Origin of the sequence: Chitinophaga parva, from assembly GCF_003071345.1 — a bacterium.
GTDB lineage: Bacteria > Bacteroidota > Bacteroidia > Chitinophagales > Chitinophagaceae > Chitinophaga > Chitinophaga parva.
In genome coordinates, this window is record NZ_QCYK01000001.1 from 1820287 (window position 1) to 1834663 (window position 14377).

Annotated in this window: 14 protein-coding genes; 11 read left to right on the forward strand and 3 right to left on the reverse strand. The window is 54.8% G+C overall.

Annotated features, from left to right (window positions below; genetic code table 11):
• Nucleotides 1-9 precede the first annotated feature (9 nt).
• The 3 genes from DCC81_RS07680 to guaA all read right to left on the reverse strand — a co-directional run bounded on the left by DCC81_RS07680 (nt 10) and on the right by guaA (nt 4135).
• On the reverse strand, nt 10-1098 hold the full coding sequence (locus DCC81_RS07680) for a ligase-associated DNA damage response exonuclease (RefSeq protein ID WP_108685969.1): 1089 nt from the start codon (nt 1096-1098) through the stop codon (nt 10-12).
• 82 nt (nt 1099-1180) lie between these two features.
• The gene (locus tag DCC81_RS07685; protein WP_133177597.1) at nt 1181-2479 is read right to left on the reverse strand and encodes an ABC transporter substrate-binding protein; all 1299 of its coding nucleotides are present in this window, start codon (nt 2477-2479) and stop codon (nt 1181-1183) included.
• Between the two features lie 117 nt (nt 2480-2596).
• Nucleotides 2597-4135 (reverse strand): glutamine-hydrolyzing GMP synthase, encoded by a 1539-nt coding sequence (gene guaA / locus DCC81_RS07690; protein WP_108686507.1) that lies wholly within the window; start codon nt 4133-4135, stop codon nt 2597-2599.
• Between the two features lie 136 nt (nt 4136-4271).
• On the opposite strand from guaA, the gene DCC81_RS07695 reads away from it, so the two are divergent.
• From DCC81_RS07695 to DCC81_RS07745, 11 genes are all read left to right on the forward strand, one after another.
• Nucleotides 4272-4985 carry a head GIN domain-containing protein gene (locus tag DCC81_RS07695; protein ID WP_108685971.1) on the forward strand — a complete coding sequence of 238 codons (714 nt, stop codon included), beginning with the start codon at nt 4272-4274 and terminating at the stop codon, nt 4983-4985.
• A gap of 349 nt (nt 4986-5334) precedes the next feature.
• Nucleotides 5335-6255 carry a hypothetical protein gene (locus DCC81_RS07700; protein ID WP_108685972.1) on the forward strand — a complete coding sequence of 307 codons (921 nt, stop codon included), beginning with the start codon at nt 5335-5337 and terminating at the stop codon, nt 6253-6255.
• Nucleotides 6256-6397: 142 nt separating this feature from the next.
• On the forward strand, nt 6398-7540 hold the full coding sequence (locus DCC81_RS07705; RefSeq protein ID WP_108685973.1) for a beta-ketoacyl-ACP synthase III: 1143 nt from the start codon (nt 6398-6400) through the stop codon (nt 7538-7540).
• 141 nt (nt 7541-7681) lie between these two features.
• On the forward strand, nt 7682-8083 hold the full coding sequence (locus tag DCC81_RS07710) for a hypothetical protein (RefSeq protein WP_108685974.1): 402 nt from the start codon (nt 7682-7684) through the stop codon (nt 8081-8083).
• A gap of 64 nt (nt 8084-8147) precedes the next feature.
• Nucleotides 8148-9155 (forward strand): BtrH N-terminal domain-containing protein, encoded by a 1008-nt coding sequence (locus DCC81_RS07715; protein ID WP_165806479.1) that lies wholly within the window; start codon nt 8148-8150, stop codon nt 9153-9155.
• A gap of 6 nt (nt 9156-9161) precedes the next feature.
• A complete protein-coding gene (locus DCC81_RS07720) occupies nt 9162-9911 on the forward strand; it encodes an ABC transporter ATP-binding protein (protein WP_240612926.1) in 750 nt (249 codons plus the stop codon).
• A 111-nt stretch (nt 9912-10022) separates the two neighbouring features.
• Entirely contained in the window at nt 10023-11309 is a 1287-nt protein-coding gene (locus DCC81_RS07725) for an ABC transporter permease (RefSeq protein WP_108685976.1), read from the forward strand.
• An 88-nt stretch (nt 11310-11397) separates the two neighbouring features.
• Complete coding sequence (locus tag DCC81_RS07730) at nt 11398-11661, forward strand: phosphopantetheine-binding protein (protein WP_205686267.1); 264 nt, start codon at nt 11398-11400, stop codon at nt 11659-11661.
• Nucleotides 11662-11666: 5 nt separating this feature from the next.
• Nucleotides 11667-12872, forward strand: coding sequence for a beta-ketoacyl-[acyl-carrier-protein] synthase family protein (locus DCC81_RS07735; protein ID WP_108685977.1), 1206 nt, complete (start codon nt 11667-11669; stop codon nt 12870-12872).
• Nucleotides 12873-12881: 9 nt separating this feature from the next.
• Nucleotides 12882-13940 (forward strand): beta-ketoacyl synthase chain length factor, encoded by a 1059-nt coding sequence (locus DCC81_RS07740; RefSeq protein ID WP_108685978.1) that lies wholly within the window; start codon nt 12882-12884, stop codon nt 13938-13940.
• 82 nt (nt 13941-14022) lie between these two features.
• Nucleotides 14023-14370 carry a YciI family protein gene (locus tag DCC81_RS07745; protein WP_108685979.1) on the forward strand — a complete coding sequence of 116 codons (348 nt, stop codon included), beginning with the start codon at nt 14023-14025 and terminating at the stop codon, nt 14368-14370.
• The last annotated feature ends 7 nt before the right edge of the window (nt 14371-14377 follow it).

Below are 14377 nucleotides of genomic sequence, written 5' to 3' on the forward strand. Positions count from 1 at the left end.
TAGCGTTAGTTACTCTTCCGCGGGGAGCGTTTCATCGTTATGAATACCCGGCGCTTCGTCTGATGCTGCTGTGGGCGTTGCTTCCGGTTCATTGCCGGTATCGCCGCTGTCTTCATCCTCATCGCCAAACTGTGTTTTTATTTCCGCCGCTTCCAGGCCCAGTTTTTCCGTAAGGTAGCGCGCAAATACGCTGCTGAAGCCATGGGTGGCAAACACCCGTGCTGCACCGGTGGCCTGTACGGCCTGTAGTAATCCATCCCAGTCCGCATGATCAGAGAGGGCGAACCCCGCGTCTGCATTGCGGCGGCGCATGTGGCCACGTACCTGCATCCACCCGCTGCACACGCCCAGGGAGTAAGGATGGAAACGCCGCATCCAGGAAGAGCCTACCGCGCTGGGTGGGCAGATGATCACGGCATTGCGCAGCGTTTCCCTGGGGGTATCCGGGGTAATACGCTCTACCATGGGCAGGGGCCAGCCTGCATCCACGATCACCTGCTGGGTAATGGCAATGGCCCCATGCGCCAGGAAGCGGGGCGTAACCCCTTGCAGCAGACGCAGCAGGCGCTGTGCTTTGCCCAGGCTGTAAGCCGCCAGTACACTGGCTTTGCCGGCAGCCTGGTTACCGGCTATCCAGCTTTTGATCTCCTCCCCGATGTGCGCCTGCGGCTGCCAGCGGTAAATGGGCAGGCCAAAGGTGGACTCGGTAATGAAAGTATGGCAGCGCACCGGTTCAAACGGGGTGCTGATACCATCGTGCTCCACCTTGTAGTCTCCGCTTACCACCCATACTTCCCCGCCTGCCTCAATGCGCACCTGCGCGGAGCCGATGATATGCCCCGCGGGGTGAAAGGAAACGCTTACCCCATTGAAATAGATACTTTCCCCGTAAGGCACACCCTGCACCTGCAGGTCAGCGCCCAGCCGCAGTTTTAGCAGGGGCACACTGAAGTCCTGGCACAGGTAACGCCTGCTGCCCCAGCGGGCGTGGTCACTATGCGCATGCGTGATCACCGCCCGCTCCACGGGCTGCCAGGGATCGATGTAAAAATCGCCGGCAGGGCAGTAGATACCTTTATCTGTGAAGTGCAATAACATGGGGAAGGTTCAGTTACAGGAAAGGTACACACATAAAAAATGCCGGACCTGGGCCCGGCATTGCATATTTAAGATTTTAGGCCTAGTTGGCACTCACCCTCACATCCGCCGTGCTGTCACTCTTCTGCACAATGTAAATGTTCTTGTTCTCGAAATAGGCCGGGGTGGCATCGCCATCATGGGCATACACAGGTTGGAAATTATAGTTCGTGTACAGTTTGGCGCTTTGGTTCACTTCAGGGGTAAAGTACACCCCCTGGTCATGCAGCAAGGTGCCAAAGTAGTAGGTAAGCTCAAATCCTTTGAACGCCATGTCAGACGGGCGGGATTTGTACACGCGCCGGAAGTAATCCACCAGGTAACGGCTGTACGTATCATTCTTCTCATTGAAGTACGGGGTGGAGTAGTAGATCTGCAGGGACCTGAATTCCGGCTCCTTAAACTTCATCACGTCCCACGTGGGCATGCCAAAGATGTGCAGGGGATAGGCGTCTGCCTTGGTGGCCAGCTTGCGCAGCACGGCTTTGGCGCCGGCTTCGTCCAGTGCGGTCACAATGCACACGTTGGGGCGGTCTGTGAGCAGGAAAGATTCCAGTTGCTGATCCGTCATATTCTCTTCAAATACCACGTCGCGGATACGGGATTTCTTATCGTAGTCCATATTGGTATAAGCCGTCTTGAAATCCGCTGCCAGCTTGTTTTCCAGGGCGGTGTTGCGGTGGAATACCAGCACGTTGCGGGTGGCAAATCCTTTCTGGGCAAAGTTCTGCAGGGCCTCGCAGTGGGTACGCAGGGTACTGTTGGCCAGCAGCAGGAAAGGATTGTTGCTGATACCTGCATCGTTCGGGTAAGTGGCAGAAAGCAGGTTGATCTCTTTGCTGCGCGCAAACTCGCTCAGGTCTTTCAGCTCCGGCGCATTCAGGGCGCCGATGATCAGGTCCATGGAGTCCAGGGAGCCGTTGCGGACCAGGGAGTTCACGCCCTGGCGCGACTTGGTATCGTATACAAATAATTTCAGGGGAATGCCGTGCATCAGCAGGCTGTCGGCCGCCAGCTGCACGCCTTCGTAAAACTCGAGGCCTGGCAGGGTGTAGCGGGGAAGACTTTTACCCGCAGGCAGGTCGGCGGCGCCGGCAAAGGCAGAATCCGTGTAGAAGGGCGCAAACACAGCCACATTATAGGCAGGTTTTCTTTCATCGCGGGCAAAGGCCGGTACGTTGAAAGGCGCTTTCACCGCGGGTTTCCGGGCTTCCTCTTTGGGAGCGGCCGGCTTGGCCGGCACCGCGGTCACCGGCGATGGCGTGGTGGTCTTTTTGGCAGAGGAGCAGGCATACACCAGCAGCGCACAAGCGATGGTGACGGGCAGCCATACCTTTTTCATTTGGATCATAGTTTTCAATAAAGTGCAAAAATTGTACAACGTACAAGGCAATGCGAGGCATGAAAGTAAGCCAGACTGGTCATTCGCTATTCCTGTACGTCATACATGGTACAATTTCTATTCCCACTCGATCGTGGCCGGTGGCTTGGAGCTGATGTCGTACACCACACGGTTAATGCCGCGGACGCGGTTGATGATCTCGTTGGAGACCTTGGCCAGGAACTCGTAGGGGAGGTGTGCCCAGTCGGCGGTCATGCCGTCGGTGCTGGTCACGGCACGGAGGGCCACGGTAAATTCGTAGGTCCTTTCATCGCCCATCACGCCCACGCTCTGTACCGGCAGCAGGATGGTGCCTGCCTGCCATACTTTATCATAGAGGTTATCATCTTTCAGTGCTTCAATGTAAATGGCGTCCGCTTCCTGCAGCATCTTCACCTTGTCTGCCGTGATGGCGCCCAGGATGCGGATGGCCAGGCCCGGACCGGGGAAAGGGTGACGGCCCAGGAACACTTCGGAAATGCCGATCTCCCGGCCTACGCGGCGTACTTCGTCTTTGAAGAGGAAGCGCAGGGGCTCTACCAGCTGCATATTCATCTTCTCCGGCAGGCCGCCTACATTGTGGTGGGATTTGATGGTAGCGCTGGGGCCATTTACAGATACAGACTCGATCACGTCCGGGTAAATGGTGCCCTGGCCCAGGAAGGCAATGTCCTGCAGCTGGGCGGCCTCGCTGGTAAATACATCGATGAACAGGCCACCAATGATCTTGCGCTTGCGCTCCGGATCGGATACACCATCCAGTGCGTTGTAAAAGAGGTCCTTTGCATTCACTCCTTTTACGTTCAGGCCCATGTGTTTGTAAGAATCCAGTACCAGTTCAAATTCATCCTTGCGCAGCAGGCCATTGTCTACAAAAATGCAATACAGGTTGCTGCCAATGGCTTTGTGCACCAGCTCTGCCGCCACGGTGGAATCTACCCCGCCGCTGAGGGCCATGATCACTTTCTTGTTGCCCACCTGTGCTTTAATGCGGGCAATGGTTTCTTCCACGAAGGCAGCCGGTGTCCAGTCCTGGCTCATGCCGCAGATGTGTACGAGGAAGTTGCGCAGGATCATCTTTCCTTCCACGGAGTGGGTCACTTCCGGGTGGAACTGGATGCCCAGGATAGGATGAGCCGCCAGGGTAGTGCTCTGGAAGGCTGCCACGGGGATATTGTCCGTTACCGCGATGATCTCAAAACCTTCCGGTACTTTTTTAATGGTATCGGAATGGCTCATCCACACCTGGCTGCGGGGACTGATGTCGTATAATAATTTTGCAGATTTGTTGGAATGTTCCATGAAGGCGCGGCCGTATTCCCGTACATGGCTCTTGCCTACTTCACCCCCAAAATTGCGGGCCATGAGCTGGGCGCCGTAGCAAACACCCAGTACGGGTACTTTGGCTGCCATGGCGGCAATGTCTACATCGGGCGCACCCGCGTCGTTCACGGAAAAAGGACTACCGGAAAGGATGATGCCTTTGATGGAAGCGTCCCACTGGATGGGCTTCAGGCACGGCTGGATCTCGCAGTAGGTGTTCAGCTCGCGCACGCAACGCGCGATCAACTGGGTGTACTGGGAACCAAAATCGAGAATAATGATCTTTTCTGTCATGGTGGTGCAAAGATAAGCGGAAAACAGCCACGGCCAAAGGCCCATCAAGATCAAAACGCCGTAAAAAACAGGACGCCGGACTTCCGTGTGTTGAAACAAATCTTTACCTTACGTCGTCAACCATCACCTGTTTCCCATGATCAAACAACTTGTTTCCGTTTGCCTCGCCCTGTCGGCTGTAGTGACCTTCTCTTCCTGTGAGCACCATCGTGGCAGCGGCCACATTGTCACAGAAAATCATTCCATCACCGAATTTACCCGCCTGTCTGTAGGAGGCCAGTTTGATGTGGAATATACCCAGGCGCCTGCCGGCAACCTGGAGATCAGCGGGGACGACAACCTGATGAAATATGTGGAGATCAGCAATGACGGTGGTGAATTATCCATCAAAATGAGGAAAGGGGGGTGGTTTGATATCCACAAAAATTTCACGATCAAAGTAAGCTCAGCCCAGCTGGAAGAAATGAATCTTGCCGGTAGCGGTCATATGCGGTTCATGAATGACTTCAAAGGTGACCACCGGCTGAAAACCGCCATAGCAGGGGCTGGGAGCATTTCCGGAAAAATAGATGTGCCGGAATTTGATGCAGAAATTGCCGGCGCCGGTACGTATAATATAGCAGGCCAGACGCGTAAGGCCAGCATCTCCGTGATGGGCAGTGGCGACTTTAACGGGTACGACCTGCTTACCGAGGATACCCAGGCCAATATTGCCGGCAGTGGCAATGTACATGTAACCGCCAGCAGAACGCTGCGCGCCGATATTGCGGGCAGTGGGGACGTGCGTTATAAGGGCTCTCCCGAAGTAAGTTCCAGCATTGGCGGATCAGGTTCCGTGCGCAAAGGCTGATCACAATGGCACGCTGTTTGAAAGCCATCATCCGTTTGTGACGTTTTGAGAAAAGCTATAACGGTATTTTAACAATCCTTTTATACCAACGTTTTTATCAAACCGTTCTTAAGAAGAAAAAATTAAAGTCCTTTAGCACAGGTACGGTTATAGGCGACCAGAGATTTATAGCCGTGCCTGCGCTTAGGCACAAGTAACACATCCCGATCTTTATATCAACGCCAGCAATACACCCGCCACCTGCACCCCGCGTGCATGCCAGCGCCCCGGCCGGTCTTCTTTTTTTTGAAGGGATTTTTTGTAAGTTTACACCTTTCTTGGCTGGGTCCTATTCCTATTTTTATTGATTATGAGCGAACTACCTAAAGTCCTGGTTGTATATTACACGCAGACAGGGCAACTCAAAACCATTATAGATTCGGTGCTGTCGCCCCTGCAAGGCCAGGCGGAGATCACGTACGAGCAACTGGAGCCCGTAACACCCTGGGAATTTCCCTGGAACAAGCAAACGTTTTACGACACCATGCCCGAAACCGTACAAGGTACACCCCGCGGCATCAAACCCCTGAAAGTTGACCCGGACGCTCATTTCGATCTGGTTATCCTGGCCTACCAGCCCTGGTTCCTGTCTCCATCCCAGCCCACTGCCGCTTTCCTGCAAAGCCCGGAAGCAGCCCGCTTGCTCAAAGGGAAGCCTGTGCTCACCCTCATGGGCGCACGCAACATGTGGCTGAATGCGCAGGAAAAAGTGAAGGGCCACCTGGAGGGCATGGGCGCCCGCCTGGTGGGTAATATTGTGCTGGTAGATAACTCGCCCAATATCCCTTCCGTGATCACCGTACTGCGCTGGCAGTTCAAAGGCAAGAAGGACGCATTCTTTATATTCCCGCCCGCCGGCGTGCAGCAGCAAGACATTGAGGCTGCCAAACGTTTTGGCCCTGTCATTGGCCAGGCCCTGCAGGCGCGCAACTTTGACAACCTCTACCCCAACCTGATGGCAGAAAACGCCGTGACGCTGAAACCTAACCTGGTAGTCCTGGAAGACCGCGGCATCCGCGCTTTCCGTTTCTGGGCCAGGTTTATCAGTGCCAAAGGCGGTCCCGGCGCAAAACCACGCCAGATCCGCGTGCTCATGTACCGCCGCTTACTCCTGCTGGGTATCTTTGTGCTCACCCCCATTACCATGATCTCATCCTGGTACCAGCTCACCTTTAAGAAGCGCCACCTGCTCAAAGAAGTGGAATATTATTTAGGGTTGGCAAAACGTTAAGTCAGCAGGGGGAATGATGCCACTTAATAAAAGATGTATTATTTTCACATTCCAGATATCGACCTACCAGGCCACCACTTAATTTGTATTGTTTCCTGTGCGGTAATGTGAATGACAACTAAACCAAGCATTTATAATTCTCATGAAAGAAGTTTATATAACGAGGTTATCGAAGTTTTTGCCAAATGAGCCTGTGAGCAACGACGAAATGGAAACCATACTGGGTAAGGTGGATGGAAAGCCGTCCCGCGCCCGTCTTAAAATTCTCGGAAACAACAAGATCACCACCCGCTATTATTCCCTGGACCGGAATGGCAGCGGAGCCAGCACGCACTCTAATGCAGAAATGACGGCCAACGCGGTGCGCGGCCTGTTTGACGAAAAGTTCCCGATCGAAAATATGCAGCTCCTGGCCTGTGGCACTACCTCGCCGGACCAGCTGCTGCCCGGCCACGCCGCCATGGTGCACGGCCTGCTGGAATGCAAACCTGTAGAACTGATCTCTGCTACCGGCGCCTGCGCTGCCGGCATGCAGGCTTTCAAATATGCTTTCATGTCTATCAAATCCGGCAACAGCACCAACGCGGTGAGCACCGGGTCTGAAAAATTTTCCAGCTGGCTGCTGGCACAGAAATTCCAGCCGGAAGCGGAGAACCTCAAGAGCCTGGATGAAAATCCTATCATTGCCTTTGAAAAGGACTTCCTCCGCTGGATGCTCTCTGATGGCGCATCCGCAGCCCTTTTCCAGGACAAGCCCAATGAAGAAGGCTTGTCACTCCGCGTGAACTGGGTAGAGCTGGCCTCTTACGCCAATGAACTGGAAACCTGTATGTATGCCGGCGCTATCAAGAATGCTGATGGCACTACGAAAGGCTGGATAGATATGACACCGGAAGAATGGGCGCAGCACTCGGTGTTCTCCTTTAAACAGGATACCCGCCTGCTCGGCAAGAATATTGTACCGGTAGGCTCACAGATGTGGAAAGAAATGGTGGAAAAGCATAACATCCACCTTGATGAGATTGATTTCTTTTTGCCCCACCTGTCCTCCGAATTTTTCCGCTTCAAGATCGATGAAGAGATTGCGCGCCTGGGTGTTCCCATCCCGCAGGAAAAATGGTTCACCAACCTGGTGAACGTGGGCAACATCGGCACCGCCTCTCCCTACCTGATGCTGGAAGAGCTGCTGAATACCGGCCGCCTGAAAAAAGGCCAGACCATTGTAATGATGGTGCCGGAAAGTGCCCGCTTCACGTATGCCTACGCGCATATTACGGTGGTATAGGGGAGTGATGGATCGTCAAATTGTTAGATGGTTAAAGGCTGATTGTTAATCGTATATCGTAGTGTTTCCGGCACTGTATAACCGGAACAAAACGGCGGTTAACTTTTACCCTTTAACCATTAATGTTAAAATACAGCAAGCATGAAACAGGAAGAAGTACCCCAGGATGGCAACGGCCTCACCGGAGGCAAATTCAGCCAGCTATTTTATGCCGTGAACAAGGAAGGGGAATACGTGCAGGTATCCAGCATAGGCTGGGAACCGGAGAACGTGGCCATGGCCCAGGCCTGGGATGAGATTCACCAGAAAACCGAAGCTACCCTGCAGGCCGTGAAGGACGGGAAACTGAGCCCCATTGCCTATTTCATGGAAAAGGAGCTGATGACGCCCGAGATCCTGGCCGGCTACGTGGGCAAGTTCCAGTGGCAGGTGAAACGCCACCTGAAACCTTCCGTTTTCAAAACCTTACCCGATACACTACTGCAGAAATATGCCGCTGTATTTAAGATCAGTGTGCAGGAGCTGAAGCAGTTTGGACGTTAAATTGTCCGGGCAACTTACCAATTCTACAATCTGACAATTTAAGCAGATGTCCGCAACTACAACTATGAGTAATATCGATTTCCGGCATTCACAGTCCGCGCACTGTGAAAGTGGCGTGGTGTCCAGCCTGTTCCGTCATCATGGCCTGGAGATCAGTGAGCCGATGGCGTTTGGCATTGGGGCCGGCATCTTCTTTGGCCACCTGCCTTTTGTGAAAGTGAACGGCGTACCGGGTACTACTTACCGTATTTTCCCGGGAGCCATTTTTAATAAAGCCAGTCAGCGTTTAGGCGTTACCGTTAGATCGGAATCTTTCCGCAACGTGGAAAGGGCCATGGAGGCGCTGGATGAAAAAATAGCCCAGGGTACGCCCGTGGGGTTGCTTTCCAGCGTATACTACCTGCCTTATTTTCCGCCCGCATACCGTTTTCATTTCAATGCGCACAACCTCGTGGTGTATGGAAAGAGTGAAGAAGGCAACTACCTGGTGAGCGACCCGATCATGGACGTTGCCACCGAGATAGATCCGGAAAGCCTGGCCCAGGCCCGCTTTGCCAAAGGCTTCCCGGAGCCCAAGGGGAAAATGTATTACCCCGTGTCCATGCCGGACAGTGTATCCTGGGAAACGCCCATTAAACAAGGCATTGAGCAGGCCTGCCATTATATGCTGAAAATTCCCGTACCCCTGTTTGGCGTAAAAGGCATGCGCTTCCTGGCCAAACGCATACAGCGCTACCCGGAAAAAGTGGGGGAGCGCAAGGCAGGGTTGTTCCTGGGCAATGTGATCCGCATGCAGGAAGAAATAGGCACCGGTGGGGCCGGCTTCCGCTTCATGTATGCCGCCTTCCTGCAGGAAGCCGCGCTGAAGCTGAATAAGCCGGAGCTTTCCAGGCTGGGCGCGGAGCTCACGTCCGTGGGCGACCTGTGGCGCAACTTCGCTTTCCAGGCGGGCCGCGTGTGCAAGAGCCGCGCGGGCGATACCGGCTCTTACCAGGAACTGGGCGAAATGATGATACAATGTTCCGCCGCGGAAGAAGTACTGTTCCGCAAACTGGCCCAGGTAAAATTTTAAGTGACCATGTACAGTATAGCGGTGCAGGACCTGCACAAAACCTACCCGGGTAGCCTGGAAACTACGCTGCGCGGCCTTTCCTTCCGCTTTCACGAAGGGAAGATAGCCGGCCTGCTGGGGCCCAATGGTGCCGGCAAGACCACCACTATTTCCATCCTCTGCGGGCTGGTAAAAGCCGGCAGTGGCAGCGTGGAAGTGATGGGCCTTACCCAGGATGCCGTGCACCGGGAAAAGATCAAGTCCGCACTGGGCGTAGTGCCACAGCAGATAGCCTTGTTCCCGCAGCTCACCGCCTATGAAAACCTGGAATATTTTGGCAACCTGTATGGCTTCAAAGGCCCCGGCCTTAAAAGCCAGATCCTGTCCCTGCTGGAGCAGTTTGGCCTGGAAAAGGCCGCCCACAAGGAAACCGGCAAATTTTCCGGCGGCATGAAACGCCGCACCAATATCATCGCCGCTATTTTACACCGCCCCCGCCTCCTCATCCTGGATGAGCCTACGGCCGGCGTGGATGTACAGTCCCGCACCATGATCCTTCAATTCCTCAAAGACTATAACCGCGCGGAAGGCGTGAGCATTCTCTATACGTCCCACCTGCTGGAAGAAGCCCAGCATCTTTGCGAAGAAGTGGTGATCATGGATGAAGGCAAACAAGTGCTGCAGGGCAACCCGCAAACCCTGGTCAGCGCCAACCCCGGCTGCCGCCACCTGGAAGATGTGTTCTTACATTATACAGGACACGCGCTGAGGGATTAAGAAATTGTACAGCGTACTGCGTACAACGTACAACGTACCGCTGTTTGAACCAAACGCAATAAATCTTACACGTGCAGGTACGTTGTACACTGTACGTTGTACATTGTACAGATGTTAAGACTTTTCTCCACCATCCGCAAAGAGTACCGGCTCCTGTTCAGAGATAAGATGGGGCTTAGCCTGCTATTCCTCATGCCGGTGATCCTGATCACGGTGATGGCGCTCATACAGGATGCACCGTTCAAGGACTACCAGGAACTGAAGTTTGATATCCTTACGGTAGACAATGATCACGGGCGCCTGGCACGTTACATCAGGGAAGGGCTGGCACACAGCGGCCAGTTCCGCGTGATAGACACCCTGGACGGGCAGGCGCTTACGCAGGAGCGGGCCAAGGAACTGGTGAACAAAGGTGATTATAAGATCAGCATCATTATTCCACACGGCGCCACGGGCGCCATTGTGAGCAATGCCAATAAGATCACCAATGACCTGAGCCGCCGCATGGGACTGCCGGTCACGGCCCCGGTAAAGCTGCATGATGATTCGCTGAACGTGGTGATCTACTTTGATCCCGCGGCCAAGAAAGCTTTTAAAAGCGCCATCCACCAGGCCCTGGATAATTTCCTCACCCAGGTGGAAACAGACCTGCTGATAGAGCGCATCCAGCAGCAACTCAAAGCCAAGGGAGCGCCGGAACAGGACTCACTGAACATACAACTGAAAGCCATCGGGCTGCAGGAGCAGACCACCGCGGCAGATGCCGGGCCGGACGTGATCTCCAACTCCGTGCAGCACAATGTGCCGGCGTGGAGCATCTTTGCCATGTTCTTCATCGTGATCCCCATTGCGGGTAATATGATCCGCGAGCGGGAAGATGGCAGCCTGCTGCGCATGAAACTGATCCCTGGTTCTTACCTGGCCATCCTGGCGGGCAAGATGTTGTTCTTTGTGTCCATCTGCGTAGTGCAGTTTTACCTGATGATGCTGGTAGGGGTGTACCTGCTGCCTTTGCTGGGCCTGCCCCGGCTGGAAATGGGCAGCCTGTACCTGCCCACGTTTGTAATAGCCACCTGTATAGGGCTGGCCGCCACGGCCTATGGCATCCTGATCGGCACGGTTTTTAAAACACCGAACCAGGCACTGAACTTCGGGGCCATTTCCATCGTCATCCTGTCTGCCATTGGCGGCATCTGGATCCCGCTGGAAGTAATGCCCCGCCACATGCAGACCATCGGGCACCTGTCGCCCCTCAGCTGGGGGCTGGATGCCATCAATAATATTTACCTGCGCCACGGCGGCATGGGCAGCGTGTGGAAGCAGGTGGGGCTGCTCCTGGCCTTTGCCGGCGCCCTATTGGGTATTGCCGCGTGGGCGGAGAAAAGGAGGATCAATTAGTCCGTACAAAACATTATTTTTACCCAATTCATACAAGCAAGGGCTACGGTTTGCCCGCGTCACCTACAGCGCTAAAAACCTGCACATTATGACAATAGAAGCATTAAAACAGCAACTGAAAGAACAGATCATTGAGGCCCTGAACCTACAGGACATCAAACCGGCAGATATTGACGACCAGGCAGCGCTCTTCGGTGAAGGACTGGGCCTGGACAGCATTGATTCCCTGGAACTGATGGTGCTGCTGGAAAGAAGCTACCACATTAAAGTAGAAGATCCGCGCGAAGGCCGCAAGATCCTGCAATCCGTACAGTCCATGGCTGAATTCATTCTTTCCAAACAACCCGCCTAAACGTTATGGGGCAACGCGTGCTGATCACAGGAGTGGGGATAATCACCGCCATGGGCGATGATGTGCAGCAGCACCTGGAACGCCTGCTGAATGTCCGGAGTGGGCTTGGCTTTACCGATTATGTGAACACCGTGCACCAGCACGTGCTGCCCGTGGCCGAGGTAAAGCATACAGACGCAGCGCTGGCCACCATGGCCGGTTTGCCTGGTACAGACGGGTACACCCGCACCACCTTACTGGGCCTGGTGGCCATGCAGGAAGCCCTGCGCAGCGCCGGCAGCCCGGATGTGCAGAACGCCCGCACTGGCTTTATCAACGCCACCACGGTGGGGGGTATGGTGGAAACAGAGCGCGTGTACTTTGATCTCACCGATCCTGCCCGGGAAGGGGAGTACGTGGCCAGTGCAGACCTGCTGGACTGTGGGGATTGCACCCAGCACATAGCCGCCGCAGTGCACATCGATGAGTTTGTGACCACCATCAGTACTGCCTGCTCTTCTGCGGCCAATGCACTGATGCTGGGCGCACGCATGATCAAACAGGGCCTGCTAGACCGCGCCATCTGCGGGGGCACAGAAGCCCTTACCCGCTTTACGATCAACGGATTTAATTCCCTTAAAAATATGGACCGGCAGCCCTGCCGCCCTTTTGACCAGCAGCGCAATGGCCTGAACCTGGGGGAAGGGGCAGCTTACCTGGTGCTGGAAAGCGAGGCACTGGTGCAGCAGCGCCAGGCCCACGTGCTGGCGGAGCTTACGGGCTACGCCAATACCAACGAGGCTTTCCACGCCACGGCGCCTTCACCGGAGGGCGATGGCGCTTTTGCCGCCATGCGGGACGCCCTGCAAATGAGCGGCAGAAGCCTGGACCAGGTGCAGTATATCAATGTGCACGGCACCGCCACACTCACCAATGATGCCGCAGAAGGCAAGGCCCTGCAACGCCTCTTTGGCCAGGCGGTACCGCCCTTCAGTTCTACCAAGCCCTTCACCGGCCATACCCTGGCCGCCGCCGGCGCCGTGGAAGCCATTTTTTCCGTGCTGGCCATTCGCCAGCAGGTATTGTTCCCCAACCTCAATTTTTCTGAAAAAATGGAGGAGCTGGACATTGTTCCCAATACGGAACTACGCACCGCACCGGTAGAAAACGTGATCTCCAATTCCTTTGGTTTTGGAGGGAACAATGCATCGCTGGTGATCAGTAAATTTTAAGGAGAAGCCATGAACTTTCCATGTTACATACAGCACCAGTGCGCCATTTCTCCGCAACACACCTTTAAGGCGGACATCTTTTCCGCACCCCTTGTTACCACGGATGACAATATGCTGCAGGTGCTGCCACCCGATTATGCGGGCCTCATTCCGCCCAATGCGCTGCGCCGCATGAGCAAGGTGCTGAAAATGGGCCTGGCCACGGCGGTGCAATGCCTGGCAGATGCCGGTCATCCACAGCCCGATGCCATCATTACCGGCACCGGCAAGGGCAGCCTGCAGGACATGGAAAAGTTTATCAAAGACATTGTAACCTACCAGGAAACCGCGCTGAACCCAACGCAGTTCATACAATCCACCTTCAATGCGGTGAACGGGCTCATCGCCCTGCAGCAACAAAACACCCGCTATAACAACACGTTTGTACACCGCGGCCTGTCTTTTGAAAGCGCCCTGCTGGATGCCATGCTGCAACTGGCGGAAGGCAAACAACTGGTGCTGCTGGGTGGTTTTGATGAAGTAACAGCGGACCAGTTCCAGATCAAAAGCCACAGCGGCTGGTGGAAGAAAGAGAAGATCCACAGCGCAGACCTGCTGCAACACGTATCGCCCGGTACCATTGCAGGGGAGGGGGCCGCCTTCTTTTTATTAGGGGATCAGCCTGCGGCCAATAGCTATGCAAAGATTGCGGGCATACGCCTGCTGAACCGCCCCGGCGCGGCAAAGCTGGAAGGGGCATTGCAAACGCTGCTGGCTACGCACCAGGTGCAGCCAGACCTGCTGCTCAGCGGCCGGAACGGGGATAGCAACTACCAGCATTTTTATGAGCAGATAAGCGCAGCACTGCCTGGTGTGCCGGAAGTGTCTTTTAAACCGCTGAGCGGGGAGTATGAAACGGCGCATGCGTTTGGTATGTGGCTGGGCGCGGAAATGATAAAGGCCGGAAAGGCGCCACAGCAGTGGTTCCCGGCGGATACGCCATGGCCTTCTAAACTGGAAAACGTCTTACTTTACAATCAGTATTACGGGGAGCAACACGCCTTTATCCTGTTGCAAAAGATGGCGTAGAAAAAAATTTTTAACGGCATTTGTCCAATTTGGCAAATGCCGTTTGTCATTTGCTTATACCATCACCCAAAAACATTAAGCAATGGAAGAGTACATCATGATCTACCGTGGAGACCAGGCAGCCCTGGCCACCGCTTCCCCCGAAGTAATGCAGGCCCGCACCAAGTCCTGGATGGACTGGATAGGCGGTATTGCCGCACAGAACAAACTGGCCAGCGTAGGCAACCGCCTGGCGCCGGAAGGCAAAGTGGTACGCCCGCAGGGTGTGATCACCGACGGGCCTTACACGGAAGTAAAGGAATCCGTGCTGGGTTATTCCGTGATCAAGGCCGCAAGTTATGAAGAGGCCTGCCAGATCGCATCCGGTTGCCCCGTGCTGCTGGGCGGTGCCGGCACCGTGGAAGTGCGTGCCTTCTCGCCCGTTTCCTAAACCATTC

Coding starts and splice junctions, on each gene's coding strand:
- DCC81_RS07735 (WP_108685977.1), top strand. CDS start 11,667: ATGGGGCAACGCGTGCTGATCACAGGAGTGGGGATAATCACCGCCATG.
- DCC81_RS07720 (WP_240612926.1), top strand. CDS start 9,162: ATGTACAGTATAGCGGTGCAGGACCTGCACAAAACCTACCCGGGTAGC.
- DCC81_RS07725 (WP_108685976.1), top strand. CDS start 10,023: ATGTTAAGACTTTTCTCCACCATCCGCAAAGAGTACCGGCTCCTGTTC.
- DCC81_RS07745 (WP_108685979.1), top strand. CDS start 14,023: ATGGAAGAGTACATCATGATCTACCGTGGAGACCAGGCAGCCCTGGCC.
- DCC81_RS07730 (WP_205686267.1), top strand. CDS start 11,398: ATGACAATAGAAGCATTAAAACAGCAACTGAAAGAACAGATCATTGAG.
- DCC81_RS07740 (WP_108685978.1), top strand. CDS start 12,882: ATGAACTTTCCATGTTACATACAGCACCAGTGCGCCATTTCTCCGCAA.
- DCC81_RS07695 (WP_108685971.1), top strand. CDS start 4,272: ATGATCAAACAACTTGTTTCCGTTTGCCTCGCCCTGTCGGCTGTAGTG.
- DCC81_RS07710 (WP_108685974.1), top strand. CDS start 7,682: ATGAAACAGGAAGAAGTACCCCAGGATGGCAACGGCCTCACCGGAGGC.
- guaA (WP_108686507.1), bottom strand. CDS start 4,135: ATGACAGAAAAGATCATTATTCTCGATTTTGGTTCCCAGTACACCCAG.
- DCC81_RS07685 (WP_133177597.1), bottom strand. CDS start 2,479: ATGAAAAAGGTATGGCTGCCCGTCACCATCGCTTGTGCGCTGCTGGTG.
- DCC81_RS07715 (WP_165806479.1), top strand. CDS start 8,148: ATGAGTAATATCGATTTCCGGCATTCACAGTCCGCGCACTGTGAAAGT.
- DCC81_RS07705 (WP_108685973.1), top strand. CDS start 6,398: ATGAAAGAAGTTTATATAACGAGGTTATCGAAGTTTTTGCCAAATGAG.
- DCC81_RS07700 (WP_108685972.1), top strand. CDS start 5,335: ATGAGCGAACTACCTAAAGTCCTGGTTGTATATTACACGCAGACAGGG.
- DCC81_RS07680 (WP_108685969.1), bottom strand. CDS start 1,098: ATGTTATTGCACTTCACAGATAAAGGTATCTACTGCCCTGCCGGCGAT.